The 26,363-nt window shown below is 67.8% G+C and carries 18 protein-coding genes and 2 riboswitches; of the genes, 13 read left to right on the forward strand and 5 right to left on the reverse strand.

The window, feature by feature from the left end; all coding sequences use genetic code 11:
• Positions 1 to 82 precede the first annotated feature (82 nt).
• Both metG and U858_RS0122315 read right to left on the reverse strand, forming a co-directional pair.
• Complete coding sequence (gene metG / locus U858_RS0122310) at positions 83 to 2,149, reverse strand: methionine--tRNA ligase (protein ID WP_025139378.1); 2,067 nt, start codon at positions 2,147 to 2,149, stop codon at positions 83 to 85.
• 251 nt (positions 2,150 to 2,400) lie between these two features.
• Positions 2,401 to 2,676, reverse strand: coding sequence for a hypothetical protein (locus U858_RS0122315; protein WP_025139379.1), 276 nt, complete (start codon positions 2,674 to 2,676; stop codon positions 2,401 to 2,403).
• A gap of 102 nt (positions 2,677 to 2,778) precedes the next feature.
• On the opposite strand from U858_RS0122315, the gene apbC reads away from it, so the two are divergent.
• From apbC to dcd, 4 genes are all read left to right on the forward strand, one after another.
• On the forward strand, positions 2,779 to 3,867 hold the full coding sequence (gene apbC / locus U858_RS0122320) for an iron-sulfur cluster carrier protein ApbC (protein ID WP_025139380.1): 1,089 nt from the start codon (positions 2,779 to 2,781) through the stop codon (positions 3,865 to 3,867).
• 3 nt (positions 3,868 to 3,870) lie between these two features.
• A complete protein-coding gene (locus U858_RS0122325; protein WP_025139381.1) occupies positions 3,871 to 5,763 on the forward strand; it encodes an autotransporter assembly complex family protein in 1,893 nt (630 codons plus the stop codon).
• 56 nt (positions 5,764 to 5,819) lie between these two features.
• Positions 5,820 to 9,545: a translocation/assembly module TamB domain-containing protein gene (locus U858_RS0122330; protein ID WP_198529753.1), complete on the forward strand. Its 3,726-nt coding sequence runs from the start codon at positions 5,820 to 5,822 to the stop codon at positions 9,543 to 9,545.
• A gap of 85 nt (positions 9,546 to 9,630) precedes the next feature.
• Positions 9,631 to 10,194 (forward strand): dCTP deaminase, encoded by a 564-nt coding sequence (gene dcd / locus U858_RS0122335; protein WP_025139383.1) that lies wholly within the window; start codon positions 9,631 to 9,633, stop codon positions 10,192 to 10,194.
• A 55-nt stretch (positions 10,195 to 10,249) separates the two neighbouring features.
• Here the strand turns inward: dcd and U858_RS0122340 are convergent, their stop codons facing one another.
• Positions 10,250 to 11,101, reverse strand: a complete 852-nt coding sequence (locus U858_RS0122340; RefSeq protein ID WP_029954213.1) for a GNAT family N-acetyltransferase — start codon at positions 11,099 to 11,101, stop codon at positions 10,250 to 10,252.
• Positions 11,102 to 11,273: 172 nt separating this feature from the next.
• Here U858_RS0122340 and U858_RS0122345 point away from each other — a divergent pair, with 172 nt between their 5' ends.
• Complete coding sequence (locus U858_RS0122345; RefSeq protein ID WP_029954214.1) at positions 11,274 to 12,509, forward strand: diguanylate cyclase; 1,236 nt, start codon at positions 11,274 to 11,276, stop codon at positions 12,507 to 12,509.
• A gap of 12 nt (positions 12,510 to 12,521) precedes the next feature.
• On the opposite strand, the gene U858_RS0122350 is transcribed toward U858_RS0122345, so the two are convergent.
• Positions 12,522 to 13,046, reverse strand: coding sequence for a GNAT family N-acetyltransferase (locus U858_RS0122350; RefSeq protein WP_029954216.1), 525 nt, complete (start codon positions 13,044 to 13,046; stop codon positions 12,522 to 12,524).
• A 113-nt stretch (positions 13,047 to 13,159) separates the two neighbouring features.
• Between U858_RS0122350 and U858_RS0122355 the strand changes: the two genes are divergently transcribed.
• From U858_RS0122355 to gcvP, 8 genes are all read left to right on the forward strand, one after another.
• Complete coding sequence (locus tag U858_RS0122355; RefSeq protein WP_029954218.1) at positions 13,160 to 13,612, forward strand: hypothetical protein; 453 nt, start codon at positions 13,160 to 13,162, stop codon at positions 13,610 to 13,612.
• 231 nt (positions 13,613 to 13,843) lie between these two features.
• Positions 13,844 to 16,105, forward strand: a complete 2,262-nt coding sequence (locus U858_RS0122360; RefSeq protein WP_025139385.1) for an arginine/lysine/ornithine decarboxylase — start codon at positions 13,844 to 13,846, stop codon at positions 16,103 to 16,105.
• A gap of 18 nt (positions 16,106 to 16,123) precedes the next feature.
• Complete coding sequence (locus U858_RS0122365; RefSeq protein ID WP_025139386.1) at positions 16,124 to 17,326, forward strand: NAD(P)/FAD-dependent oxidoreductase; 1,203 nt, start codon at positions 16,124 to 16,126, stop codon at positions 17,324 to 17,326.
• A 243-nt stretch (positions 17,327 to 17,569) separates the two neighbouring features.
• Positions 17,570 to 18,184 carry a superoxide dismutase gene (locus tag U858_RS0122370; RefSeq protein ID WP_025139387.1) on the forward strand — a complete coding sequence of 205 codons (615 nt, stop codon included), beginning with the start codon at positions 17,570 to 17,572 and terminating at the stop codon, positions 18,182 to 18,184.
• 28 nt (positions 18,185 to 18,212) lie between these two features.
• Entirely contained in the window at positions 18,213 to 19,106 is an 894-nt protein-coding gene (locus U858_RS0122375) for a ZIP family metal transporter (protein WP_025139388.1), read from the forward strand.
• A gap of 86 nt (positions 19,107 to 19,192) precedes the next feature.
• A riboswitch (glycine riboswitch) is annotated at positions 19,193 to 19,291 on the forward strand.
• Between the two features lie 32 nt (positions 19,292 to 19,323).
• A riboswitch (glycine riboswitch) is annotated at positions 19,324 to 19,446 on the forward strand.
• Between the two features lie 87 nt (positions 19,447 to 19,533).
• A complete protein-coding gene (gene gcvT, locus U858_RS0122380) occupies positions 19,534 to 20,634 on the forward strand; it encodes a glycine cleavage system aminomethyltransferase GcvT (RefSeq protein WP_025139389.1) in 1,101 nt (366 codons plus the stop codon).
• Between the two features lie 96 nt (positions 20,635 to 20,730).
• Positions 20,731 to 21,108, forward strand: coding sequence for a glycine cleavage system protein GcvH (gene gcvH, locus U858_RS0122385; protein ID WP_025139390.1), 378 nt, complete (start codon positions 20,731 to 20,733; stop codon positions 21,106 to 21,108).
• 97 nt (positions 21,109 to 21,205) lie between these two features.
• Complete coding sequence (gene gcvP, locus U858_RS0122390) at positions 21,206 to 24,079, forward strand: aminomethyl-transferring glycine dehydrogenase (protein ID WP_025139391.1); 2,874 nt, start codon at positions 21,206 to 21,208, stop codon at positions 24,077 to 24,079.
• Positions 24,080 to 24,273: 194 nt separating this feature from the next.
• On the opposite strand, the gene U858_RS0122395 is transcribed toward gcvP, so the two are convergent.
• Positions 24,274 to 26,241, reverse strand: a complete 1,968-nt coding sequence (locus tag U858_RS0122395; protein WP_025139392.1) for a DUF945 family protein — start codon at positions 26,239 to 26,241, stop codon at positions 24,274 to 24,276.
• Between the last annotated feature and the right edge of the window lie 122 nt (positions 26,242 to 26,363).

A 26,363-nucleotide genomic window follows, 5' to 3' on the forward strand; every position in this document is an offset into this window, starting at 1 on the left:
GGCCGCCCTGCGCGGGCCGCCCCAAATACAACAAGCCCGCCGGATGGCGGGCTTGTCGTTGGTGCGGGCGCCGAAAACCGGCTTAGCGCACGCGCATGCCGGGCTTGGCGCCGGGGAAGGGCTCCAGCACGTAGATGCCGGCGTCCACGGCTTCATCGGCGTGGCTGGCGGCCAGCACCATGCCTTCGGATACGCCGAACTTCATCTTGCGCGGGGCCAGGTTGGCCACCATGACGGTCAGCTTGCCGATCAGGTCTTCGGGCTTGTAGGCCGACTTGATGCCCGAGAACACGTTGCGGTGTCGGCCTTCGCCCACGTCCAGCGTCAGGCGCAGCAGCTTGGTCGAGCCTTCGACGTGCTCGCAATTGACGATCTGCGCGATGCGCAGGTCGACGCGGGCGAAGTCGTCGATCGAGATGGTCTCGGCCAGCGGCTCGCCGCCGGGCACCACCACGGGGGCGGCGGGCGGTTCGAACAGGTCTTCGAGCATCTGCGGTTCGACGCGCTGCATCAGGTGCTTGAACGGCGCCACGCGCTGCGGCAGCACCGCGGCGTCAGCCCAGGTGAAGTTGGCGTCGGCGGCGAACAGTTCGCGCGCCACGCGCTCGGCCAGGGCCGGCAGCACCGGGGCCAGCATCACCGACAGGGCCTTGAAGCCGGCCAGCGAACGCGAGCAGATGTCCTGCAGGGCGGCCTTCTGCGCGTCGTCGGCGGTGGCGATGCCCTTGGCCAGTACCCACGGCTGGGCCGTGTCGAACGCCTGGTTGATGCGGTCGGCGTAGGCCATGATTTCGCGGATGGCGCGGTTGTACTCGCGGGCCTCGAAGGCGGCGCGGATCGACTCGGCCTGTTCGGCGTATTCGGCCGACAGCGCGGCGGTGTCGCCCGAATAGGCCAGGGCGCCGTCGAAGTGCTTGGTGATGAAGCTGGCCGCGCGGCTGGCGATGTTGACGTACTTGCCGACCAGGTCGCTGTTGACGCGGGCGATGAAGTCTTCGGGGTTGAAGTCCATGTCTTCGACCCGGGCGTTCAGCTTGGCGGCGATGTAGTAGCGCATCCATTCGGCGTTCATGCCGATTTCCAGGTAACGCAGCGGCGAGATGCCGGTGCCGCGGCTCTTGGACATCTTCTCGCCGCTGACGGTGATGAAGCCGTGCACATTGACCGCGTCCGGCGTCTTGCGGCCGGCGAACTTCAGCATCGCAGGCCAGAACAGGGCGTGGAAGTAGACGATGTCTTTCCCGATGAAGTGCACTTGTTCGGTGGTGCCGGCCGGGTCCAGCAGCGCGTCGAAGTCCAGGCCCTTGAGGTCGCAGTACGACTTCAGCGAAGCCAGGTAGCCCACCGGCGCGTCCAGCCAGACGTAGAAGTACTTGCCCGGCGCGTCGGGGATCTCGATGCCGAAGTACGGCGCATCGCGCGAGATGTCCCAGTCGCCCAGCTTGGCCTCGCCGTCTTCGGCGCCCAGCCATTCGCGGGTCTTGGCCAGCATTTCAGGCTGCAGGTGCTTGCCGCCGTTGACGTTGCTGCCGTTGGTCCATTTCTGCAGGAATTCCACGCAGCGCGGGTCCGACAGCTTGAAGAAGAAATGGTCGGACGACTTCAGCACCGGCGTGGCGCCGGTCAGGGCCGAGTACGGGTTGATCAGGTCGGTGGGCGCGTAGACCGCGCCGCAGACCTCGCAGGAATCGCCGTATTGGTCCTTGGCGTGGCATTTGGGGCATTCGCCCTTGATGTAGCGGTCGGCCAGGAACATGCCCTTGACCGGGTCGTAGAACTGCTCGATGGAGCGGGTCTCGATCAGGTCCTGGGCCTTGAGCTTGCGATAGATGTCATGCGACAGCGCCACGTTTTCGGGCGAATCGGTGCTGTGCCAGTGGTCGAAGCGGATGTGAAAGCCATTCAGGTACTGCGGCCGCTCGGCCGCGTAGCGGGCGACCAGCGCCTGCGGCGTGATGCCTTCTTTTTCGGCCTTCAACATGATCGGCGCGCCGTGCGCGTCGTCCGCACCCACGAAGTGCACCGTGTGGCCCGCCATTCGCATCGAACGAACCCAGATATCGGCCTGGATGTACTCCATGATGTGGCCGATGTGGAAAGATCCGTTGGCGTAGGGCAGCGCAGTGGTGACAAAAAGGGTGCGAGACATGGTTGTCGATAGAGGTTGAGGGGAAAGAGGGGTTGGCCGGCCATTTTAGGGCAACGGCGGCGACGTGCCGGGGCGCGTGCTTGAAACGACACAACCCGCATGGTCGCGGACAGGCGCCAGGCGGGTTGGGGGAAGGCAGCGAGAAACGGGCCGGGTGCCGGTCAGGGGGCCGGACCGAGGCCGGGCAGGCGGATGCGGCGCGGCGGCCGGTGCGCGCAAGGCGCGCCGGCTGGGCGCCTGCGAAACCGCGCTTAGCGGATCTCGCGAGCCTCGACGTCGATCACGTCGCCGCGGGGTTGCGTGGCGAACGGGGCGCTGGCGGACTGGAAGGGACCCTGGCGGGCGCCCTGGCGCTGGCTCCAATAGGCGCGAACGCCGAAAGGCTTGCCGCGCACCTTGGCGACGACGTACAGGATCGCCACGGCGATGGCCGTGGACAACATGAAGACCAGCGCCATCGCCATGCCGATCAAGGCCAGGGCGGCGAATAAGACGGCACGGAAGAAGCGGATGAGAGTATTGGTCATGAAGGTCGGATGCAAAACGCAGCGAAAGGTTCCCGCGTATTCCGCTATCCTTTAGGGGATGGCGGCCCGCAGAAGCCGCGCTGCCTACGGAACCACAGTGATATGAGTATAACGATAGAACACATCCGCGCTGCGCTGCGCGCCGCGCAAGACCCCAACACCGGCCTGGACCTGGGGGTATCTGTAAAAGATCGTGACATTCAACTGGCGGGCGACCGTGTCGCCCTGACGCTCGAACTGGGCTATCCCGCCGACGCCGTGCGCGACCAGGTGCGCGACGTTGCCGTGGCCGCGCTGGCCGCGGCCGGCGCGCCCGGCGCCCAGGTGACCGTCACCTGGAAGGTGGCCGCGCATGCCGTGCAGAAGGGCCTGAAGCCGCTGCCCAATGTGCGCAACATTATTGCAGTGGCCTCCGGCAAGGGCGGCGTGGGCAAGAGCACCACGGCCGTGAACCTGGCCCTGGCCCTGGCGGCCGAGGGCGCCAAGGTGGGCCTGCTCGATGCCGACATCTACGGCCCCAGCGTGCCGACCATGCTGGGCATTTCGGGCCGCCCCGAAAGCCTGGACAACAAAAGCATGGAACCCCTGACCGGCCACGGCCTGCAGGCGAACTCCATCGGTTTCCTGATCGATGCCGACTCGCCCGCCATCTGGCGCGGTCCGATGGTCACGCAGGCGCTTGAACAGCTGCTGCGCCAGACCAACTGGCGCGACCTGGACTATCTCATCGTCGACATGCCCCCGGGCACGGGCGACGTGGCGTTGACGCTGGCGCAGAAGGTGCCGGTGGTGGGCGCGGTCATCGTCACCACGCCGCAAGACGTGGCGCTGCTCGATGCGCGCAAGGGCCTGCGCATGTTCCAGAAGGTCGACGTGCCGATCCTGGGCGTGGTCGAGAACATGGCGATCCACATCTGCTCGCAGTGCGGCCACGCCGAACACATCTTCGGCGAAGGCGGCGGACGCCGCATGGCCGAACAGTACGACACCCCCTGGCTGGGCAGCCTGCCGCTGACGCTGGCGATCCGCGAGCAGACCGACGCGGGCACGCCCACGGTGGTGGCCGACCCCGCCAGCGAAGCCGCGGCCCTGTACCGCGGCATCGCCCGGAAACTCGCGGCGGGCGTCGCGGCGCTTCCCCGCGACATGGCCGGGAAATTCCCGTCCATCGTCGTGCAGCAGCCGACCTGACGCATGCGGTGGGCGGCCCGGGCCTTTCTGGCTGGACTTTGCATGGTGGGGGGCGAGGCCGCGGCCAAGCGTCCCGAGATCATCGTGGACCCCGGCGGCGTGCCGCCGGCCGCGTTGCAGTCGATCACCGAGGCCGTGGATGCCATCGCGCGCCTGGCCGAAGACCAGGACGGCGGTGAAATCAACCGCCTGCGGCGTCGGGCGCGCGACGCCACGCTGGCCGCGCTGGCCACGCAGGGCTACTTCAGCCCCACCGTCACGCTCGAAGCCGGCACCGACATCGGCGGCGAAACCTGGGACATCGGCATCGTTCCCGGCAAGCGCACCATGGTGTCGTCGGTCGACCTGACCTTCACCGGCCGCATCACCCGCCCGGAATACGCCGCCCGCGTGCAGAAGCTGCGCGACGACTGGCTGCTCAAGGTCGGCCAGCCGTTCATCAACAGCGACTGGAACAAGGCCAAGTCCGCGTTGCTGGACGAGGTCTCGGTGCGCGACTTCATGCTGGCGCGCATGACCGCATCCGAAGCCGAAGTGCAGGCCGATGCCGCGTTGGCCGCCCTGCGCGTCACCATCGACAGCGGCCCGCAGGTGCGCATGGGCGAACTCAGCACCGAAGGGCTCGAGCGCGTGCCGGACAAGCTCATCACGCGCTACGTGCGGTATTCGCCGGGGTCGCCCTACGACCAGAACCGGCTGGATGAATGGCAGCAGGACCTGCAATCCACTGCGTTTTTCCGCGGCGCCTTCGTGGCCTTGCGTCAGCCCGGTGGCGCCCAGAAGCCCGCCGAACCCGCGTCGGACCGGGCCCGTGCGCCGGGCGCGGCCAATGCGGCCGAATCCGCGCCGGCCGGCGATCCGGTGGTGTCCGGCGCGATGCCGCCGCCGCCCGCCACCTATGATTCCGACGGCGAAGTGACCCTGCCCGTGCAGGTGCGGGTGGTCGAGGCGCCGCCCAAGCGCTTTTCGGTGTCGCTGGGGGTGGACGACGAGGCCGGCGTGCGGCTGGAATCGCTGTACCGTCAGAACGTGGTGTTCGGCCAGCCCGTGACGATGGAATCGGGCTTCAGCGTCGACCGGCTGCAGCAACGCGTCTACACCGACATCTATCTGCCGCCGACCGAGCGCGGCTACAAGGATTCCATCGGCGTGCTGGCGCAGCATTCCGACATCCAGGGGCTGGACGTGACCCGCTACGCCCTGGGCGCCACCCGCAGCCAGGAACGCAAGGGCGCCGGCGACAGCCGCGTCACCTACGAAACGCGCTGGGGCCTCTTGCTGGCGCAAGACCACGTCAAGATCGACGGCGGCGACGAATACACCTTGCCCACCCTGACCGCCACCGGCGAGTGGCTGCGGCGCGACGTCGACAACAAATACGACCCGCGCGAAGGCAACCTGATCGCGCTGGGCGGCGGCGTGGGCGTCACGCTGGATACCGGTGAACCCTATACCCGCGCCCGCTTCCGTGCCCAGAAATGGTGGCCTATCGGCAAGCTGGACGTGCTGACCGTGCGCGGCGAAGTCGGCCGCGTCTGGGCCAACGGCAACGTGCAGGTGCCGGACGACTTCGGCTTTCGCACGGGCGGTGCGCGCTCCATCCGAGGCTACAAGTACCAGAGCATTGGCTTGAAGCGCGACAACGCCACGGTGGGCGCGCCGTCGCTGGTGGTCGGCAGCATCGAATACGACCACTACTTCAATGAACGTTGGGGCATGGGCGTGTTCGTCGATGCCGGCGACGCGGCCCAATCCTTCAGCGACATGTCGATGTCGGTGGGCTATGGCGTGGGCGCCCGGGTGCGCACGCCGGCCGGCCCGCTGTTCCTGGACGTGGCCTACGGCCAGCGCGAGCGCGACCTGCGCCTGCACTTCTCGCTGGGGATCGCGTTTTGACGGCGCTGCGCAGATTCCTGCGCCATGTGCTGGTCTGGTGGCTGCCGGGCCTGGCGATGCTGGCCGTGCTGGCGTGCAGTTTCGTGTTCTGGCTGCTGGCCTCGCAGACCGGTTCGCGCCTGCTGCTCACCACCGCGGCGCAGCAGCTGGATGGCCAGGCGCTGGAGGTGCGCGGCTCGATCCTGCGCGGCCTGGACGTCGGCCGGCTGGACCTGGCGTTCGGCGGCACCCGCATCGGCATCAGCGACCTGCGCCTGGATGTGCATTGGCGCGCGCTGGGCGACCGGCTGCTGCACGTGCGCGAGATCTCGGCGCGCACGGTCGAGGTGGCGCTGACGTCCAGCGCCGACGCGCCCGCCGAACCGTCGTCCGATGAACCCTTCACCCTGCCATCGTTGCCGGTGACCATTGCGGTGGATCGCCTGGCGCTGGGCGAATTCCAGCTGCTGCAAGACGGCCAGCCGCTGCCGGTGACGCTGGGCGACCTGACCGCCACCTTCGCGGCCGGCCCCAACGGCGCGCAACTGCGCATTGCCAACCTGCGGGTCGGCCACGAGGTCGGCCAGGCCCAGGTCAGCGGCCAGGCCGAATTGCTGGGGCTGGCGGACCCGTGGCCCTTCGCCGCGCGCCTGGACGTGACGGCGCGAGGCGCAGGCCCCGATTCCCCGTTGTGCCAGGCCGATCAACTGAGCGGCAAGTTCATGCCGGTCGGCAAAGCGCCCGCGGCCAAGGCTTCGGCGGACGCGCCCAAGGCGCAAGGCGCCGCCAAGCCTCAGGCCGCTGCGGCCAAGGCCCAGGCTGACGACGCGGGCAAGGATAAAAACGAAGGCAAGGCCACCGCCGAATTGGCCGGCCCGCCTGCGCCGGCCTGCCAGGTAGTGCTGCGCGCCGATGCTGCAGGATCGCTCGACAGCATCCAGGCCAAGCTCGATGGCACCGGCGCCGGCCTGGCGCTGGATGTAGTGGCCGACCTGGCGCCGCGCACGCCCCTGGTGCTGCGCAGCGCTCGGGCCGACGCGCAACTGCCGGACAAGTCGTCCCTGTCGGCGCGCCTGGACCTGCAAGCGGTGCCCGACCGCCCCGGCCGTGACCGCATTGCCGGCACGCTGGGCGCGCGGGGCCTGGACCTGTCGCACTGGCTGGGCGACGCGATTCCGCCGGCCGTGGTCAGCGCCAACGCGCAACTGAGCGCCGAACTTGAAAACCTGAGCCAGCTGCGCCAGGCCGCCATCGACCTGCGCTTCGAAGACGGCGCGCGCTGGAACAAGCAACCGTTGACCGGCACGGTGAAGGCGCAGGTGGACATCGCCGCGCCGCCGGGTCAGTCTGCCGCAAACTCCACGGCGGTAGCTAACGCCGCCGCGCAACCCGCCGCCAATCCGGCTGCGCCAGCCACGGACGCAGCCAACCCCGCCACGCCCGTCGACGACCTGCTCGCCGGCCTGCGCATCCATGGCCTGGACATCGACCTCAAGCTCGGCGCCAACCGCATCCGGGCGCAGGGCGAAGTCGGCGCCGCCGACGGCGCGTTGACGCTGGACGCCCAGGCGCCGCAGCTGGACGCCTTCTGGCCTGGCCTGCCGGGCGGGGCTGACCTGAAGGGCAAGCTGACCGGCACGCCGGCCGCGCACAAGGGCGAATTCACCGCGGGCTACAACCCGCCCAAGCCGCGGCCCGGGGTGCTGGGGCAGGCGCGGGCCCAGGCGGCCATCACGTTTGCGGGGGGCTGGGGCAAGGGACCCACGGGGGATGCCGACGCCGCTCTGACCGGCTGGCGCGGCACGTTCTCGCGCCTGTCGGCCGACACCGCCGGATTCACGGTCGCCACCGAGCGCCCCGTGACGCTGTCGTACCTGCCGTCGGCGGTGGCGCCGCAATGGCAGTGGCAGGTGGGCCAGACGGCGCTGGCGCTGACGCTGCCCGGCAAGGAAAAACTGGTCATCGCCCACAAGGGCTCGCGCGGCGACGCCAAGCGCTGGGAAACCGCCGGGCAGTCCGACAATCTCATCATCACGGCCGCCATGGCGCGCCAGGTCATCGCCGCGGTCGATCCCGAGGCGGCGGCCAAGTTGAACAAGGGCCCCAAGCGCGTCAACGCGATGGTGGCCGAGGGCCAGCGCCGCATCGCGCTGGACGTGCTGTGGGACCTGAAGTTCGACGGACGGCTGGCCGGCCGCGCCCGCATCGCGCGGCGCGATGGCGACCTGCTGATCCCCGGCGATCCGCCCATTCCGCTGGGCGTGAAGGCGCTGGTGCTGGACCTGACCGCCACGCCCACCTCGGCCAACGCCAGCCGCCTGGACGCCAAGCTGGACCTGGCCACCGACAAGATGGGCAAAATTTCCGGCAACGGCACCGCGGTGCTGCTGGTCAACGCCCAGGGCGGCATGGCGCTGGACCCGCGCCAGCCCATCCGCGCCAAGCTGGATGCCGACATCGCCGACCTGGCCTGGGTGGGCCTTTTCATCGGCGACTCGATGGAAATCGGCGGCCAGGTCAAGGCCAACCTCGAGGCCCAGGGCACGCTGGCCGGCAAATGGAGCGCCACGGGCGCGATCCGCGGCGACAAGCTGCGCGTGGTGCGGATCGACGACGGCGTGCGCCTGATCGAAGGCAAGCTATCGGCGCGCCTGGACGGCGACAAGCTGGTGCTGGACAGCCTGCGCTTTCCGGCGTCGCTGCGGGTCATGCCGGCCGAATGGCGCACCAAGGAATGGATCACCACCAACCCCGAGGCCAAGGATGGCTATGCCGAAGCCCGGGGCCAATGGAACCTGATCGACGGCGGCGGCAACGTGCGCCTGACCCTGTACCGCTTCCCGGCGCTACAGCGGTCCGACCGCTACGCCATGGTGTCCGGCACGGTGGACCTGACCGCGCAGATGCCGCGCATCGACATCGTCGGCGACCTGAAGGCGGACGCCGGCTGGTTCAGCCTGGAAATTCTGCAGGGCGTGCCGTCGCTGGATGACGACGTCAAGGTGCGGCGCGCGGGCGACGACCCCGGCGCCGTCTCCACGCCGCTACAGACCAGCATGAACCTGAAGTTCGACATGGGGCCGCGTTTCTACATCACCGGCATGGGGCTGGACGCCGGCTTGCTCGGGTCGATCCAGATTCTGCTCAACGACGGCCGCCTGACCGGCGTGGGCGCGCTGCGCACCCGCGGCGGCGGCATCGAGGCCTATGGCCAGAAGCTGCGGCTGCGCCGCGGCACGCTGACCTTCCAGGGCCGGCTGGACAATCCGCTGCTCGATATCGAGGCCCTGCGCACGGGCGAGCAGGTCGAGGCCGGCGTGAAGGTCGTGGGCACCGCCCAGCGTCCGCGTATCGACCTGGTGTCCTACCCGGACGTCAGCGACGTCGAAAAGCTGTCGTGGCTGCTGCTGGGCCGCGGTCCGGACGAAAGCGGCAGCGACGCCGCGCTGCTGCTGTCGGTGGGCACGGCCCTGCTGGGCGGCGGCCAGCCGTTCTACAAGCAGTTCGGACTGGACGACGTCAGCGTGCGTACCGGCAACCTGGGCAGCTCCGGCAGCATCCTGCCCGACCGTACGGTGGCGGGCGACGTCAACCGCGACAGCGACAGCCAGCTGGCAACCCAGTTCCTGGTGGCCAGCAAGTCGTTCGCCAACGGCATCACCCTGAGCGTCGAGCAGGCGCTGGCCGGCAGCGACACCGTCGGGCGGGCCAGTTACCGGCTGGCACGGGGTCTGTCGCTGGACCTGAAGGGCGGCTCGGTCAACGGCATTGCGCTGGTCTACCGCACCTTCTTTGGCGATTGACGGGGCGTCGCCCCGGCCCTTTGGGGGACGGGGCGGCGCGCTCGGGATAAAATGAGGCCCATTCAATCCCAAGCACTCTGCCACCATGAGCATCAAAAGCGACCGCTGGATCCGCCGCCAGGCCGAAGCCGGCATGATCGAACCCTTTGAAGCGGGTCAGGTCCGCACGGCCAATGGCGGGCGCATCGTCAGCTACGGCACCAGCAGCTACGGCTACGACGTGCGCTGCGCCGACGAATTCAAGATCTTCACCAACATCAACTCCACCATCGTCGATCCGAAGAACTTCGACGAAGGCTCGTTCGTGGATTTCAAGGGCGACGTCTGCATCATTCCGCCCAACTCGTTCGCGTTGGCCCGCACGGTGGAATACTTCCGCATTCCGCGCAGCGTCCTGACCATCTGCCTGGGCAAGAGCACCTACGCGCGCTGCGGCATCATCGTCAACGTGACCCCGCTGGAACCCGAATGGGAAGGCCACGTCACGCTGGAATTCTCCAACACCACGCCGCTGCCGGCCAAGATCTACGCCGGTGAAGGCTGCGCCCAGATGCTGTTCCTGGAAAGCGACGAAGTCTGCGAGACCTCGTACCGCGACCGCGGCGGCAAGTACCAGGGCCAGACCGGCGTCACCCTGCCGCGCACCTGATCGGCGCGCGCCGTCGCCACCCGGGGCCTTGCCGGCCCCGGTCGCGGGCGGTGCATCAGGCTCCGCGCCCCGGCGCAGGGCGCAGATAATCGATATCCCATTCGCTTTCTTCCACCTGCACGAAGCCGTGCCGGCGGTAGAAGCGATTCGAGTCGCTGCCGCGCAGCGCGCCCACGCGCACCGGCAGGCCCCGGCTGTCGGCATCGCGCAGCAGGCGGTCCAGCACCTGGCCGCCCACCCCCAACCCTTGCACGGCCGGCACCACATACAGGTGGTCCAGGCGCAGCCCGTCGCCGTCCGGGCGCAGGGCATAGAAGCCCACGCGTGCGCCACCCCGCTCGATGATCCAGGTATGTTCGGGCCGGAAGGCGCTGCGCAGCCGCGCCCGCGCCCGCTCGGGATCGAAGCGGCCCAGGCGTTCCAGGCTCTCCCGCATGGCTTCGATGCGGATGGCCAGCAGGGCTTCGAAATCGGCCTCGGTGACCGGCAGGTCGCGTAGCACGGCGGGCGCGAGCGCGTCGTAGCCGCGGCCCAGGAACTGCAGGATGCAGATGCCGTGGCCGAACGGGTCGCTCAGGTGCGCAATGCGGCCCCACGCGTGCGACACGGCGGCATCTTCCAGCCGCGCGCCCGCCGTCACCGCCCGCTGCACCGCGCCATCGACATCGTCGACCACCACGTCCAGGTGCACCGGCGTCCAGTGGCGGGTGTAGTCGCGCGGCTGGCGCACGCTGCCCGCGGCCGGGGTGCCGGCGGCCTTCTCCAGCAGGTAGACGGGGGCCGAGGCGCCCAGCATTTCGGCAGCCTGCGGGCCCAGGCGTCGGTGCAGGACCAGCCCGAAGGCGTCCTGGTAGAAGGCGATGGCTTGCTCGAGATCGGGAACGTCGATATTGACCAGGATACGCATGGGGTTTTCCGGGAAAGCGCGTCGCGAAAACATAGCATGGCGCCGGCCCCGCGCGGCAGGCCCGGCCAAGATCGTTGCTGCGCTAAAGAACCCCGGGCCGCGACCGTAAAAAGGGATATGTGTTTGCCGATTTGGCGACGTCATCTCTGCAAGCGTGAGCAAGGCCCTATCCGTGCGTTACCCCCATATCCCCTGGCTGCCCCTGTTGTTCTATCCTGCGCTGCCGGTATTCGCCGCGGGCGGGCTGTTGCTATGGCAGCAGTGGCCCCCGGCCCTGACGCAGATCGTGCCGTTCGTGCCCTGGGTCATGGCGCTGGTGGGCGGGGCCATCTGCCTGATGTACCAGCGGTCGCAGACCTTGGCGCTGATGCTCAGCGTGCTGGGGGCGGTGGCCGTCTGGCCCGCGCTGGCCAGCCAGGCGCCCTGGGCGCTGGGGCCGGCGCTGGTGTGGTGGTCGCTGGCCTACAGCATCAACGCCTTGTGGGCCGAGCGTTCCAGCCTGCTCTTGGACATGGCTGCCCGCATCGGCCTGATGGCCGTGGGCGCCGCCGTCATCGCGCTGGCGGGCAAGGACGGCGTGGCAGAGTGGTTCGGTGCGCTGGCGGTGCAGGGCATGCTGGCCCGGCTGGGCCTGCCCGTGCAAGCCTTGGCGGCGCTGCTCCTGACCGGCCTGACGTTGACCCTGCTGTTGCTGCGTTATGGCCGCCCGCAACAGGCCGGCCAGTGGCTGGGCTTTGTTTGCATGGCGTGGGCGTTGCCGCGCGGCGCCCAGCATCCGCTGGAACTGGCCGTGATGGCGTCGGCCGCGCTGACCGCGCTGTCGATTTCGCTGGCGCACGAAGGCTTCCACATGGCCTTTCGCGACGAACTGACCGGCCTGCCCGGACGCCGCGCGCTCAACGAACGGCTGCAACGCATGGGCCGCGTCTACACGCTGGCGATGGCCGACGTGGACCACTTCAAGGCCTTCAACGACACCCACGGCCACGACGTGGGCGACCAGGTGCTGCGCATGGTCGCCTCGCAACTGCGCCGGGTGGCGGGCGGCGGCTATGCCTACCGCTACGGCGGCGAGGAATTCACGCTGGTGTTTCCGGGCAAGACCGCGGCCGAGGCCATGCCGCACCTGGAAACCGTGCGCCGCGCGATCGAGGCCTACCAGATGCGCCTGCGCGACAAGCCGGCGCGGCCCAAGGCGGACCAGGTCGGCCAGCGCCGCCGCGGCGCACGTGGCGGCCGCAATTCGCGCCCGCTGCGGGTCACGGTCAGCATCGGGGTGGCCGAACGCGGCGATGCGCTGCGCGCGCCGGACGCCGTCATCAAGGCGGCCGACCAGGCGCTGTACAAGGCCAAGGACGGCGGCCGCAACCAGGTCTGGGCCTACGGCGCCAGGCGCCGCTCGGGCTGAACGGCCAGCGCGCTACTTGCCGGCCAGCGGCAGCGCCATCAGCAGCTCGTCGTAGAGCTCGCCATTCACGCACAGGGCCTCGCATTCGTGGCCGTATTCCTCGAACCCCAGCGTGGCATACAGGTTGTAGGCGGCGGCATTGTTGGCGGTGACGCTCAATTGCACCTGGCGCACGCCGCGCATGCCGGCGGCATGGTCGATGGCCGCGCGCATCAGCAGCCGGCCCAGGCCCTGGCCGCGCAAGGCGGGGGCCACGTACATGCTCCAGATATGCGCCTTGTGCCGCATCTTCAGCTTGCGCTGGCGCGCCACGCCCACCATGCCGGCCAGCGCGTCATGCACGAACACGCCGAACATGGCGCTGTCGTCCGCGGGGGCGATCCAGCCGCGGATGTCGTCCAGTGTCAGCGTGTGTTCCTCTTCGTAACTTGATCCGAATGCTTCCGGGGTTTCCTGCAAGGCATCCAGGCGCAACTGCCGCAGGGACAGGGCGTCTGCGGGGGTAAGACGTCGGACAAGTGGGGCGCTGGAAGGCATGCGGACAAGTGTTGGGAATAGGGAACGGTTCGGGGGGTTACTGGCCAGTATAGGCGGGTGGGCTGCCTATAATGGGGCTAACGCCGCTTGCGGTTTTCACAAAGGAGCCAATGATGTTCGGTTTCCTCAAGATAAACCAGGACGCCAAGCGCGACGAAGTCCAGGAAGAGTTCGTGGCGCGCGTGGCCAATGCCGCGAAAGACTTCGTCCAGGCCGCCGGGTCCGCCGGGGCCACGCTCGACTACTCCCCCTCCAGCATCCACGCGCTCGACGCGGCGCTCGAAGCCGCGCACGTCGGCACCTTGCCCCTGACCCCCATGCAGACCGTCGGCGCCGCCGCCTACTTGTACGAAGTGGCGCGCCGCGCCCACGGCGGCCTGTACGAGGTCTGCGACGACGAGGACCCGGTCGTGCTGGTCTGCGGCGAGCCCGACGCCGAGGTCTGCTTCGGCGCCATCGCCAAGGTCGAACGGCGCATCCGCTACGGCGACGCCGAGGCCATCCCGCCTTACTTCGACGCCTTCACCGCCGCGCTGCGGGCCGGCGAAGCGCGCACCATCCGCTAGCTGCCGCCGCCCTGGGCGGGCCCGGGAACGGGCCTGTCGCGGGCCCCATCGGGGCCCGTGTGCGGCCATCTTCGGGAAAACCATAGGGCTTGGGGAAAATCCGCCCTACAATTCCGCCATTCCCGCCACCCTGGCGGGGCCTCCGCGCCGCCTGTCATCAGACGGTTTTTCACTAGAAGTACACTCGCGTCCGCCATAACGGTCCGATTCGCTTGCCCCAGGAGCGCCTGCATGAAATTTCGCTTCCCTATTTTCATCATCGACGAGGACTACCGTTCCGAGAACGCGTCCGGTTTGGGTATTCGTGCCTTGTCTGAAGCGATCGAGGCCGAGGGCGTCGAGGTGATCGGGGTGACCAGTTATGGCGACTTGAGTTCGTTCGCCCAGCAGCAAAGCCGCGCCAGCGCCTTCATCCTGTCGATCGACGATGAAGAGTTCGACGTGGATTCGCCCGAGGACGTGGCCAGCGCGATCAAGAACTTGCGCATGTTCATCGGCGAACTGCGTTTCCGCAACGCCGACATCCCCATCTACCTGTACGGCGAAACGCGCACCTCGGAACACATTCCGAACGACATCCTGCGCGAACTGCACGGCTTCATCCACATGTTCGAGGACACGCCCGAATTCGTGGCGCGCCACATCATCCGCGAAGCCCGCAGCTACGTGGACAGCCTGCCGCCGCCGTTCTTTCGCGAGCTGGTCAAGTACGCGCAAGACGGTTCCTATTCCTGGCACTGCCCCGGCCACTCGGGCGGCGTGGCGTTCCTGAAGAGCCCGGTGGGCCGGATGTTCCACCAGTTCTTCGGCGAGAACATGCTGCGCGCCGACGTCTGCAACGCCGTGGACGAACTGGGCCAGCTGCTGGACCACACCGGCCCGGTCGCCGAATCGGAACTGAACGCCGCGCGCATCTTCCACGCCGACCACTGCTATTTCGTGACCAACGGCACGTCCACCTCGAACAAGGTGGTGTGGCATGCCAACGTGGCCGCGGGTGACGTGGTCGTGGTGGACCGCAACTGCCACAAGTCGATCCTGCACGCCATCACGATGACGGGCGCGATCCCGGTGTTCCTGCGCCCCACGCGCAACCACCTGGGCATCATCGGCCCGATCCCGCTGGAAGAATTCCACCCGGACAACATCCGCAAGAAGATCGAGGCCAACCCCTTCGCGCGCGAAGCGGTGAACAAGAACCCGCGCATCCTGACGCTGACGCAAAGCACGTACGACGGCGTCATCTACAACGTGGAAATGATCAAAGAGCAGCTCGGCAGCTATGTCGACACGCTGCACTTCGATGAAGCCTGGCTGCCGCACGCCGCGTTCCACGAGTTCTACAAGGACATGCACGCCATCGGCCAGGACCGCCCGCGCAGCCAGGATGCGATGGTGTTTGCCACCCACTCCACGCACAAGCTGCTGGCCGGCATTTCGCAAGCCTCGCAGATCATCGTGCAGGAATCCGAGACCCGCAAACTGGACCGCAACGTCTTCAACGAGGCGTACCTGATGCACACGTCGACCTCGCCGCAGTACGCGATCATCGCGTCGTGCGACGTGGCCGCGGCCATGATGGAACCCCCGGGCGGCACCGCGCTGGTCGAGGAAAGCATCCGCGAAGCGCTGGACTTCCGCCGCGCCATGCGCAAGGTGGAATCCGAGTTCGGCAAGAACGACTGGTGGTTCAAGGTCTGGGGCCCGAACCGCCTGGTGTCCGAAGGCATCGGCAACCGCGACGAGTGGGTGCTGGAAGCCAACGACCACTGGCACGGCTTCGGTGAAATGGCCGAAGGCTTCAACATGCTGGACCCGATCAAGGCCACGGTCATCACCCCGGGGCTGGACATGTCGGGCAGCTTCGGCGAAACCGGCATCCCCGCCGCGCTGGTGTCCAAGTACCTGACCGAGCACGGCGTGGTGGTCGAAAAGACCGGCCTGTACTCGTTCTTCATCCTGTTCACCATCGGCATCACCAAGGGCCGCTGGAACACGCTCTTGACCGCCTTGCAGCAGTTCAAGGACGACTACGACCGCAACCAGCCGCTGTGGCGCATTCTGCCGGACTTCTGCAAGGTGCATCGCCGCTACGAGCGCATGGGCCTGCGCGATCTGTGCCAGCAGATCCACGAAGCCTACCGCGAGCGTGACGTGGCCCGCCTGACCACCGAGATGTACCTGAGCGACATGGTGCCGGCGCTGAAGCCGTCCGACGCCTTTGCCCGCATGGCGCACCGCGAGGTCGAGCGCGTCGATATCGACCAGCTCGAAGGCCGCGTCACGGGCGTGCTGCTGACGCCGTACCCCCCGGGCATTCCGCTGCTGATTCCGGGCGAACGCTTCAACCGCACCATCGTCCAGTACCTGCAGTTCGCGCGCGAGTTCAACGAACGCTTCCCGGGCTTCGAAACCTACATCCACGGCCTGGCCGACGAAGTGGGTCCGGACGGCGAGAAGCGTTACTACGTCGACTGCCTGATCGAAGACTGATACGGGCCGACTGTTCCGATGTTCGATGTTGCCGTTCTCGGCGCCGGCGCCGCTGGCATGATGTGTGCAGCGGTCGCCGGCCAGCGTGGCTTGCGCGTGGTGCTGGTCGACCATGCCGAGCGCCTGGCCGAAAAGATCCGCATTTCCGGCGGCGGCCGCTGCAACTTCACCAACATCGGGGCGGGCCCGGCCAACTTCCTGTCCGACAATCCGCATTTCTGTCGCTCGGCCCTGTCGGGCTATACGCCGCAGGACTTCCTGGCGCTGCTCAAGCGCCACCATATTGCCTGGCACGAGAAGCATCGCGGCCAGCTGTTCTGTGACGATTCCAGCGAATCCATCATCGAGATGCTGCGCGCCGAATGCGACGCGGGCAGCGTGCAGTGGCGCATGGGCTGCCAGGTCGCCGAGGTGGCCCATGGCGAAGCCGGCTTTGAACTGCGCACCAGCCAGGGCCCGATCCGGGCGGCCAAGCTGGTGGTGGCCACCGGCGGCATGGCGATCCCGCAGCTGGGCGCCACCGACTTCGGCCTGAAGCTGGCGCGCCAGTTCGGCCTGAAGGTGGTCGAGCCGCGCCCCGCACTGGTGCCGCTGACCTTCGATGCGGCCCAGTGGCAGCCCCTGGCGGAACTGTCCGGCGTGGCGCTGGAGGTCAATCTGCAGACAGGGCAGGGCAAGACCCGCGGCGAATTCCTCGAAGACCTGCTGTTCACGCACCGCGGGCTGTCAGGCCCGGCGATCCTGCAGATCTCCAGTTTCTGGAAACCGGGCGAACCCATCGTCATCGACCTGGCGCCGGGGCGCGACCTGGCCGACGAACTGCTGGCCTCCAAGTCCGGCAACCGCCAGCAATTGCACACGGTGCTGGCCGGCCTGTGGCCCAAGCGCCTGGCCGATCGCTGGCTGCACCTGGCCGAGCAGGGCGGCAAGCCCGGCCTGGCGGCGTTGCGCCTGGCCGATGCGCCCGACAAGACCCTGCGCGCCCTGGCGCAGGACATCCACCAGTGGACGCTGGTACCCAGCGGCACCGCCGGCTACAAGAAGGCCGAAGTCATGCGCGGCGGCGTCGACACCCGCGGGCTGGACCAGAAGTCCATGCAGGCCAAGACCACCCCCGGGCTGTACTTCGTCGGCGAAGCCGTCGACGTGACCGGCTGGCTGGGCGGCTACAACTTCCAGTGGGCCTGGGCCTCGGGCGTGGCCTGCGGCAAGGCGCTGTAGGGCCGGCGCCCGCGTCGGCGGGCCGCCATTTCTCTTTCATTCTCGGACGATTTCCCGACGGCCATCCGCCAGGCGGCGCCTTGGTGCGTCTGCGCTGCGCAGCCGGCGGCGGCGCATAGCCCGCTTCTATGACAGCCATTGCAACGCAACCATTGTGATATCAAATAAAAATACATATCATTTATGTTTTCGATAATCAATCTGGCCCCGCATTCCGCGGCGCCGGTCTGACGGAGACATCTCATGGCCTACACCCTGCCGACCCTGCCCTACGCCTATGACGCGCTCGAACCCCATATCGACGCCATGACGATGGAAATCCACTACAGCAAGCACCACCAGACCTACGTCACCAGCCTGAACGCCGCCCTGGACGGCGCCGGCATCGCCACCGACGAGCCGGTCGAAGCGCTGGTGGCCCGCCTGGACCAGTTGCCCGAGGCGATCCGCGGCGCGGTGCGCAACCACGGCGGCGGCCATGCCAACCACAGCCTGTTCTGGTCCGTCATGTCGCCGCAGGGCGGCGGCGAGCCCGAGGGCGCGCTGGCCCGCGCGATCGATGCGGAACTGGGCGGCCTGGCCGCGTTCCGCGAGGCCTTCACCAAGGCAGCGCTGACCCGTTTCGGCAGCGGTTGGGCCTGGCTGTCCGTCACGCCGGCCGGCAAGCTGGTGGTGGAAAGCAGCGCCAACCAGGACAGCCCGTTGATGCAGGGCAACACCCCCATCCTGGGCCTGGACGTGTGGGAACACGCCTACTACCTGAAGTACCAGAACCGTCGGCCGGAGTACATCGGCGCCTTCTACAATGTCGTCAATTGGCCCGAGGTGGCGCGTCGCTACGCCGCCGCCATCGGCTGATCCGGCTTTGCGCGGGGGGCAGCGTTCCATGAACACATTCAGCCGTCATCGCATCCGGCCCGCGGCCACCAGCGTCAGCGTCTGGACGCTGGCGGTGCTGGTCGCCTGCCTGGGCCTGCATCAGCTGTGGGTCTACTTCGACGCGAACGCGCCGCATGTGGCGGACGCGCTGCTGGGCGGCATGGTCGCCGCTGGCGCCACGGCGGCGGGCACGCTGCCCATCCTTTTCGCGCGCACCATTCCCCAGAAAATGCAGGACAGCATGTTCGGCTTCGGCGCGGGCGTGATGCTGGCAGCCAGCGCGTTCTCGCTGGTGGCCCCGGGCATCGCGGCGGCCGAATCCCAGGGCGCCGGCCCCTGGGGCGCCGGGCTGACCGTCGGCGCGGCCATCCTGCTGGGCGCGGCCGCGCTGCTGCTGATGGATCGGCTGCTGCCGCATGAACACTTCATCAAGGGCCGCGAGGGCATCGAGGCGCACCGGCTGCGCCGCACCTGGCTGTTCGTCTTCGCCATTACCTTGCACAACCTGCCCGAAGGCCTGGCCATCGGCGTGGGCTACGCGGGCAACGATCCGGTGCGCGGCACCGCGCTGGCCACCGGCATCGCCATCCAGGACATTCCCGAAGGGCTGGTGGTGGCCGTGGCGCTGATCGCGGCCGGCTACAAGCGGTCGTTCGCGGTCGCGCTGGGCATGCTGTCCGGCCTGGTCGAGCCGATCGGCGCCGTGCTGGGCGCGGCGGTCGTGGGCTGGTCGGCGGCCATGTTGCCCTGGGGCCTGGGGTTCGCGGCGGGCGCCATGCTGTTCGTGATCAGCCACGAGATCATTCCCGAATCGCACCGCAAGGGGCACGAGGTCTACGCCACCTGCGGGCTGATGCTGGGTTTCGTGCTGATGATGCTGCTGGACACGGCGCTGGGCTAGGGGCCGGGAAGGGGTTGCACGCCGGGCTTGCCGGCTGCGCGGCGCTGGGCGAAGCGCGCGTTTCGCGGTATGCTTTCGCCGCTGTCACGCATGTTGCGGGAGAGAGCGGCTGCCAAGTGCGGCGGCCGCCGCCGAAGGCGCAATTCGCCCGGAATCGCTCAGGTATCCCATACCGCACATGTTTGCCCTGTCCCGGTTTTCGCCGTGCGGACGGGCAAAACAGTACTCTGGAGAGACCTGGCGCCGCTGCCCAATCAGGGACATAGCGCGCAGCCCAGGCGCCGAAGGTGCAAACCCGCCATGCGGGGCAACTCTCAGGCAAAAGGACAGAGGGGCGGAAGATTCAGCCGTTGCGCGGGGGCACATCGCCCGTCCGCCAGCGGCATTCCGTAACCCTGGCACCGCTGCCGCTCCGGAGTACCCGCGCATGTCCGCAACCCTCAAACGCACCCCGCTGGCCGACGAACACATCGCCTCTGGCGCCCGCATGGTCGATTTCGGCGGCTGGGACATGCCCCTGGCCTACGGCTCGCAACTGGAAGAACACCACGCGGTGCGCCAGGATGCCGGCATGTTCGACGTCTCGCACATGCTCAACGCCGACGTCACCGGCCCGGACGCCTTCGCCTTCCTGCAACGCCTGGTGGCCAACGACGTGGCCAAGCTGACGGTGCCGGGCAAGGCGCTCTATACCTGCATGCTGAACCCGCAGGGCGGCGTCATCGACGACCTGATCGTCTATTTCTTCGCCGCCGACCAATGGCGCGTGGTGGTCAATGCCGGCACGGCCGACAAGGACATGGCCTGGATGCAGCGCGTCAAGCAGGCCGGCAAGTTCGACGTCACCATCACGCCGCGCCGCGACCTGGCCATGATCGCCGTGCAGGGCCCCAATGCCCGCGCCAAGGTCTGGGCCGCGCGCCCCGCCTGGCAGGCCGCCAGCGAACCGCTGACCCCGTTCGTGGCCGCTCGCATCGGCGACGACACCCTGGTGGCCCGTACCGGCTACACCGGCGAAGACGGTTTTGAAATCGTGCTGCCCGCTTCTGAGGCCGTGCAGCTGTGGCGCGACCTGGTCGCCCAGGGCGTGCGCCCGGCGGGCCTGGGCGCGCGCGACACGCTGCGCCTGGAAGCCGGCATGAACCTGTATGGCCAGGACATGGACGAACTGACCCAGCCGGGCGAAGCCGCCCTGACCTGGACGGTGTCCCTGAAAAACCCCGAACGCCGCTTCATCGGTCGCGATGCGCTGGAACAATTCGCCACGCCCGCCGCCTTCGTCGGCCTGAAGCTGCAGGAACGCGGCGTCATGCGCGCCCACATGGCCGTGCGCACCGCGCAAGGCACGGGTGAGCTCACCAGCGGCACCATGTCGCCCACGCTGGGTGTGTCGATCGGCTTTGCCCGCCTGCCGCAAGGCGTGGCCGTGGGCGATACGGTCGAGGTCGACATCCGCGGCAAATGGGTGCCCGCCCTGGTCTGCAAACTGCCGTTTGTCCGTAACGGCAAAGCCGTCGAACACTCGTAAACTCGAAGCTTCGCGCCGCAGGCCCCCCGTGGCGGGCGGGCCGCCGGCGCGAGGCGCGCAACACCATTCTTCTACCCGAATCCCTCAGGAGTTCCCATGAGTCTGCCCACCGATCGCAAGTACACCCAGTCCCATGAATGGGTCAAAGCCGAAGGCGACGTGTTTGTCGTCGGCATCACCGATACCGCCCAGGACCAACTGGGCGACCTGGTCTTCGTCGGCGACGTCAAGGTCGGCGCCAAGCTGAACGCGGGCGAAACCGCCGGCGTGGTCGAGTCGGTCAAGGCCGCCTCCGACATCTACGCCCCGGTCGCCGGCGAGATCGTCGCGTTCAACGACGAACTCGAAAGCAACCCCAATCTGATCAACGAATCGGCCTTCACCGCCTGGATCTTCAAGATCAAGCCGGTCAACGCCGCCGATGCCGACAAGCTGCTGGACGCTGCCGGCTACGAAGCCGTCGCCAACGGCTAAGCCTGTCCGGACGGGTGGCGGCGCCAGGCGCCGCGCCCGTCCGCAAGATGCATCACCGTTCGTCCCCCGACGACACCTGCTACCCCGAGATCCCTCCATGTCGCGCGCCCTAGACACCCACACCGACTTCATTCCCCGCCACATCGGCCCCTCCGACGCCGACCAGGCCGCCATGCTCGCCGTGATCGGCAGCGCCAGCCTGGACGCCCTGATCGAAGAAGTCGTGCCGCCCAAGATCCGCAGCCAGGCCCCGCTGGCGCTGCCGCCCTCGCGCAGCGAAGCCGACGTGCTGGCCGAACTGAAGCAGATCGCCGGCCGCAACAAGGTCTTTCGCAACTACATCGGCCAGGGTTACTACGGCACGCAGACCCCCAATGTGGTCCTGCGCAACATTCTCGAGAATCCCGCCTGGTACACGGCCTACACGCCCTACCAGCCCGAGATCTCGCAGGGCCGCCTCGAGGCCCTGCTGAACTACCAGACCATGGTCGCCGACCTGACCGGGCTGGACATCTCCAACGCCTCGCTGCTGGACGAAAGCACCGCCGCCGCCGAAGCCATGACGCTGGCCCGCCGCGGCGCCAAGTCGCAGAGCCCGGTGTTCTTCATCTCGCGCCACGTGCACCCCCAGACCATCGAAGTCGTGCGCACGCGCGCCGAAGGCCTGGACATCGAAATCGCCATCGGCGACGAAGCCGAGGGCTTGCCGGAATGCTTCGGCGTGCTGCTGCAATACCCGCACAGCACCGGTTCGGTGTCCGACTATCGCAAGCTGGCTGACGCCGCCCACGCCCAAGGCGCCGTGGTGGCCGTCGCCACCGACCTCTTGGCCCTGGCGCTGTTGGCCGCGCCGGGTGAGTGGGGCGCGGACATCGCCGTCGGTTCGGCCCAGCGCTTTGGCGTGCCGTTCGGCTTTGGCGGCCCGCACGCCGGCTTCATGGCCTGCAAGGATGCCTTCAAGCGCAACATGGCCGGCCGCCTGGTCGGTGTGTCCAAGGACGCCCAGGGCAACCCGGCGATGCGCCTGGCGCTGCAAACGCGCGAACAGCACATCCGCCGCGAGAAGGCCACGTCCAACATCTGCACGGCCCAAGTGCTGCTGGCCGTCATGGCCGGCATGTACGCCGTGTGGCACGGCCCGGCCGGCATCCGCCGCATCGCCCATCGCGTGCAGCGCTACACCGCGATCCTGCGCGCCGAACTCGGCAAGCTGGGCATCAAGGTCGCCAACGACACCTTCTTTGACACGCTGCTGCTGGAAACCGGCGCCGCCACCCCGGCCATCCTGACGGCCGCCGAGTGCGAGCACATCAACCTGCGCCGCGTCGACGGCGCCCGCCTGGCCGTCTCGCTGGACGAGACCGTCACCGCCGCCGACCTGCAAGCGCTGGTCAACGTGTTCGCCGCCGGCCTGGAACGCGATGACGTCGAACTCGACGTCGACGCGCTCGACGCCGTGGCCGCCAGCGGCATCCCCGCCGCCGTGGCCCGCGAAAGCGCCATCCTGAAGCACCCGGTGTTCTCCAGCGTGCAGTCCGAAACCGACATGCTGCGCTACCTGCGCAAGCTGGCCGACAAGGACCTGGCACTGGACCGCACGATGATCCCGCTGGGTTCGTGCACCATGAAGCTGAACGCCACCGCCGAGATGATCCCCATCACCTGGCCCGAATTCGCGCTGGTCCACCCGTTCGCGCCCGGCTCGCAAAGCCAGGGCTACAACGAGCTGATCACCCGCCTGTCGGCCGCGCTGTGCGAAATCACCGGCTACGACAACATCAGCCTGCAGCCCAACTCGGGCGCGCAAGGCGAGTACGCCGGCCTGCTGGCCATCCGCGGCTACCACCAGGCCAACGGCCAGCACCAGCGCAATATCTGCCTCATCCCGTCATCGGCACACGGTACCAACCCCGCGTCGGCCCAGTTGGCCGGCATGGAAGTCGTGGTCGTGGCCTCGGATGCCAATGGCAACGTCGACCTGGCCGACCTGCGCGCCAAGATCGAACAGGTCGGCGACAAGCTGGCCGCGCTGATGATCACCTACCCGTCCACGCATGGCGTGTTCGAGGAAGCCGTGACCGAAATCTGCGACCTGGTGCACCAGGCCGGCGGCCAGGTCTACCTGGACGGCGCCAACATGAACGCCATGGTCGGCGTGGCGCAACCGGGCAAGTTCGGTTCCGACGTGTCGCACCTGAACCTGCACAAGACCTTCTGCATCCCGCACGGCGGCGGCGGCCCGGGCGTGGGTCCGGTCGCGGTGCGCGCGCACCTGGCGCCGTACCTGCCGGGCGTGGTCAACGAACAGGGCAAGCTGCCCGGTGAAGCGAAGGTCGGCCCGGTTTCGGCCGCGCCGTTCGGTTCTGCCGGCATCCTGCCGATCCCGTTCGTGTACATCGCGCTGATGGGCGCCGACGGCCTGCGCCGCGCCACCGAAGTGGCCATCCTGAACGCCAACTACATCGCCACCCGCCTGCGCGACCACTACCCGGTGCTGTACGCGGGCCGTAACGGCCGCGTGGCGCACGAGTGCATCCTGGACGTGCGTCCGCTCAAGGAAACCAGCGGCATCAGCGCCGAAGACATCGCCAAGCGCCTGATGGACTACGGCTTCCATGCCCCCACCATGAGCTTCCCGGTGGCCGGCACGCTGATGGTCGAACCGACCGAATCCGAAGGCGTGGCCGAACTGGACCGCTTCATCGAAGCCATGATCTCGATCCGCGAGGAAATCGCCCAGGTCGAGCGCGGCGAACGCGATCGCGAAGACAACGTCCTGAAGAACGCGCCGCACACCGCGCAGATGCTGCTGGCCGAAGAATGGCTGCACGACTACCCGCGCCAGCAGGCCGCCTACCCGGTGGCCTCCCTGCGCGACGCCAAGTACTGGCCGCCGGTGGCCCGTGTGGACAACGCCTATGGCGATCGCAACCTGGTCTGCGCCTGCCTGCCGATCGAAGCCTACGCGTAACGCGTCAGCGCTCGGGCCCGCCGCAAGGCGGGTCCGGCCGTGGTGCAACAGCCCCTGCTTGAAAAAGCAGGGGCTTTTTTCCGGGATGCCTGTACTGCGTCGCCCGGATGCAAAAAGGGCCGCACGTTGCGTGCGGCCCTTGGCTTGTCGTATCCGCCGCCGCGCCAGGGGGCGGGCGGCTGGGTGCAAGTGGCTTACTTCGCCGGTGCGGCCGTCAAGGTCTTGGCGAAGTCTTCGGTGATGCTGAAGTACGTGTTGATCAGGATCTGCAGGTTGTTCTTGCCGATCCCGCCTTCCGCGTTCATGTCCATCTGCAGCACGGCCTGGTTCTTGTCGTCCAGGTAGGCGCGGGTCCAGCGGTATTCGCGGTTCCAGGCGTTGATGGCTTTCAGCGAGGCGGGCTTCTTGGTGGCGTACGTGGCGGTCACGACCAGGTCGTAGCACTTCTCGGTGAAGTCATTGCAGAGGAATTCCATGCGCAGGTCGGTGGCGCCGGTGCTGCCGGCGTCCAGGATCAGCACGGGGCCTTCGTCGCCGTCGGTCTTGCGCGTGGTGTAGCCCATGTCGTCGAGCATGCTGACGACCATGTCGACGTTGAATTCCTGCAGCGTCTCGCCGGCCGAGGCCGATGCGGTGTCGCCGTCCATCGACGTGGCGCCGACGGCGGGCTCGGATTCTTCATCGTCGTCCGTCATGCTCGGGTTCATGCCCATGGAGCCCAACAGGCCCGCGAACAGTTCGTCGGCGGGGATCTTCTTGCCGTTCAGGTCGCCCATGCCGTCGGCAAAGTGGAACTTGCCGACGATGTTGTCGCCTTCGTTCTTGCCCACGTTGAACATCTCGGCCATGCCGGACATGCTGCGCACGTTGTCGGCGGCTTCCTCGGCAGCCTTGTCGGCGGCCAGGCCTTCCTTCTTGACGGCGTACTGCACCATCAGGTCTTGCACCATCGGCTTGGAGATCACCAGGGTGGCATCGATCTGCTTGATGGCCTTGACGATGATTTCCTGCGGCGTCAGGTCCTTGGCGTTGGGCGGGTTGGCCAGGTCCAGCGAGAACGTCAGCTTGCTTTCGCCCTTGGCGGTCTTCCAGCTGATCGGATCGATGCTGAACGACGGGTTGCCCGACAGCAGCTTGCCGGCGTTGTCCAGCAGCACCTGGAACTGTTCATCGTTCAGGCCTTCGTCGCGCGTATCGGCCATGTACTGGCGGATCAGCTGGTTGTAGGTGTCCGACAGTTGCTTGACCGCGGCGCCGTCCAGCTTGGCCAGCTTGATCACGGCCTGGGCATTGCCCAGCGCCACGTCGTTCACGATGATGTCGCCGCTTTGGTAGGCGGCCTGCACGTTGATGGTCTTGTCGTCTTCGGCGACCTTGACGGTGTAGCCGAAGTTGTCCAGGCTGAGCTTGACGTCGGCGTCAGGCTTGACGACCTCGGTGCGCTTGATCTTGAAGCCCGAATCGCCGACGGACAGGCCGAACTTGCCCATGCGGCTGTCGACGTCGATCGACAGGCCCGACAGCAGCATCTTGATCGGGTCGTTGCCCTTGGTGCCATCCACGGCCAGCGTGTCGGTCTGCGCGTGGGCGGTGACGCCCTGCAGGCTGCGGTCGAAGGCGCCGGTGATGGTCATGCCGCTGAAGTCGACCGAGTTGCCTTCGTGGGTGATCTTGACCGGCGCGATCTTCGAGGTCGACGCGGTGTTGCCGCCGAAGCTGACCACGGCGTCCGTGATCAGGGGCGAGACGTCGCGGGTCAGCTCGAACACGGGCTTGACGTTGTCCGTCTTGGCCAGTTCGGCGTGGAAGAACGCCAGCTTGGGGGCGATGGCGCCGCGCGCCAGGGCGCTCTTGGGGAAGGGGCCGTGTTCGATCTTGGCATCGAACTCGATCATGCCGTCGGGCATCTCCTGCGGGCTCTTGTCGTTCTTGACGAACGACAGGCCATAGCGGGCCTGGGTCGAGAACAGGCTGCGTTCGTACTTGATCTGGTCGATGCGCAGGCCGAACAAAGGCGTGATCTTGGCCAGCTTTTCGTTGGTTTCGGCCAGGTGGCGCTGGGCGCTCTCTTCGATGCGCTTGCCGGTGTACCACGTGGCGCCAACCCAGCTTCCCGCTCCCACTATGACCACGGCTAAGGTGATCGCTACGCTCTTTTTCATCGTTTTGCTTTGTCGTTGATTATCGAGTCTGATCCGACCGCGGCCGTACGCCGTGAAACAGGCGGGCGGCGGCGATATTGGATTCATCGCCCTGTAAGGACCGGGGCGAGTATAACGAGGCA

Origin of the sequence: Achromobacter sp. DH1f (assembly GCF_000633435.1) — a bacterium.
Classification (GTDB): domain Bacteria; phylum Pseudomonadota; class Gammaproteobacteria; order Burkholderiales; family Burkholderiaceae_B; genus Achromobacter; species Achromobacter deleyi.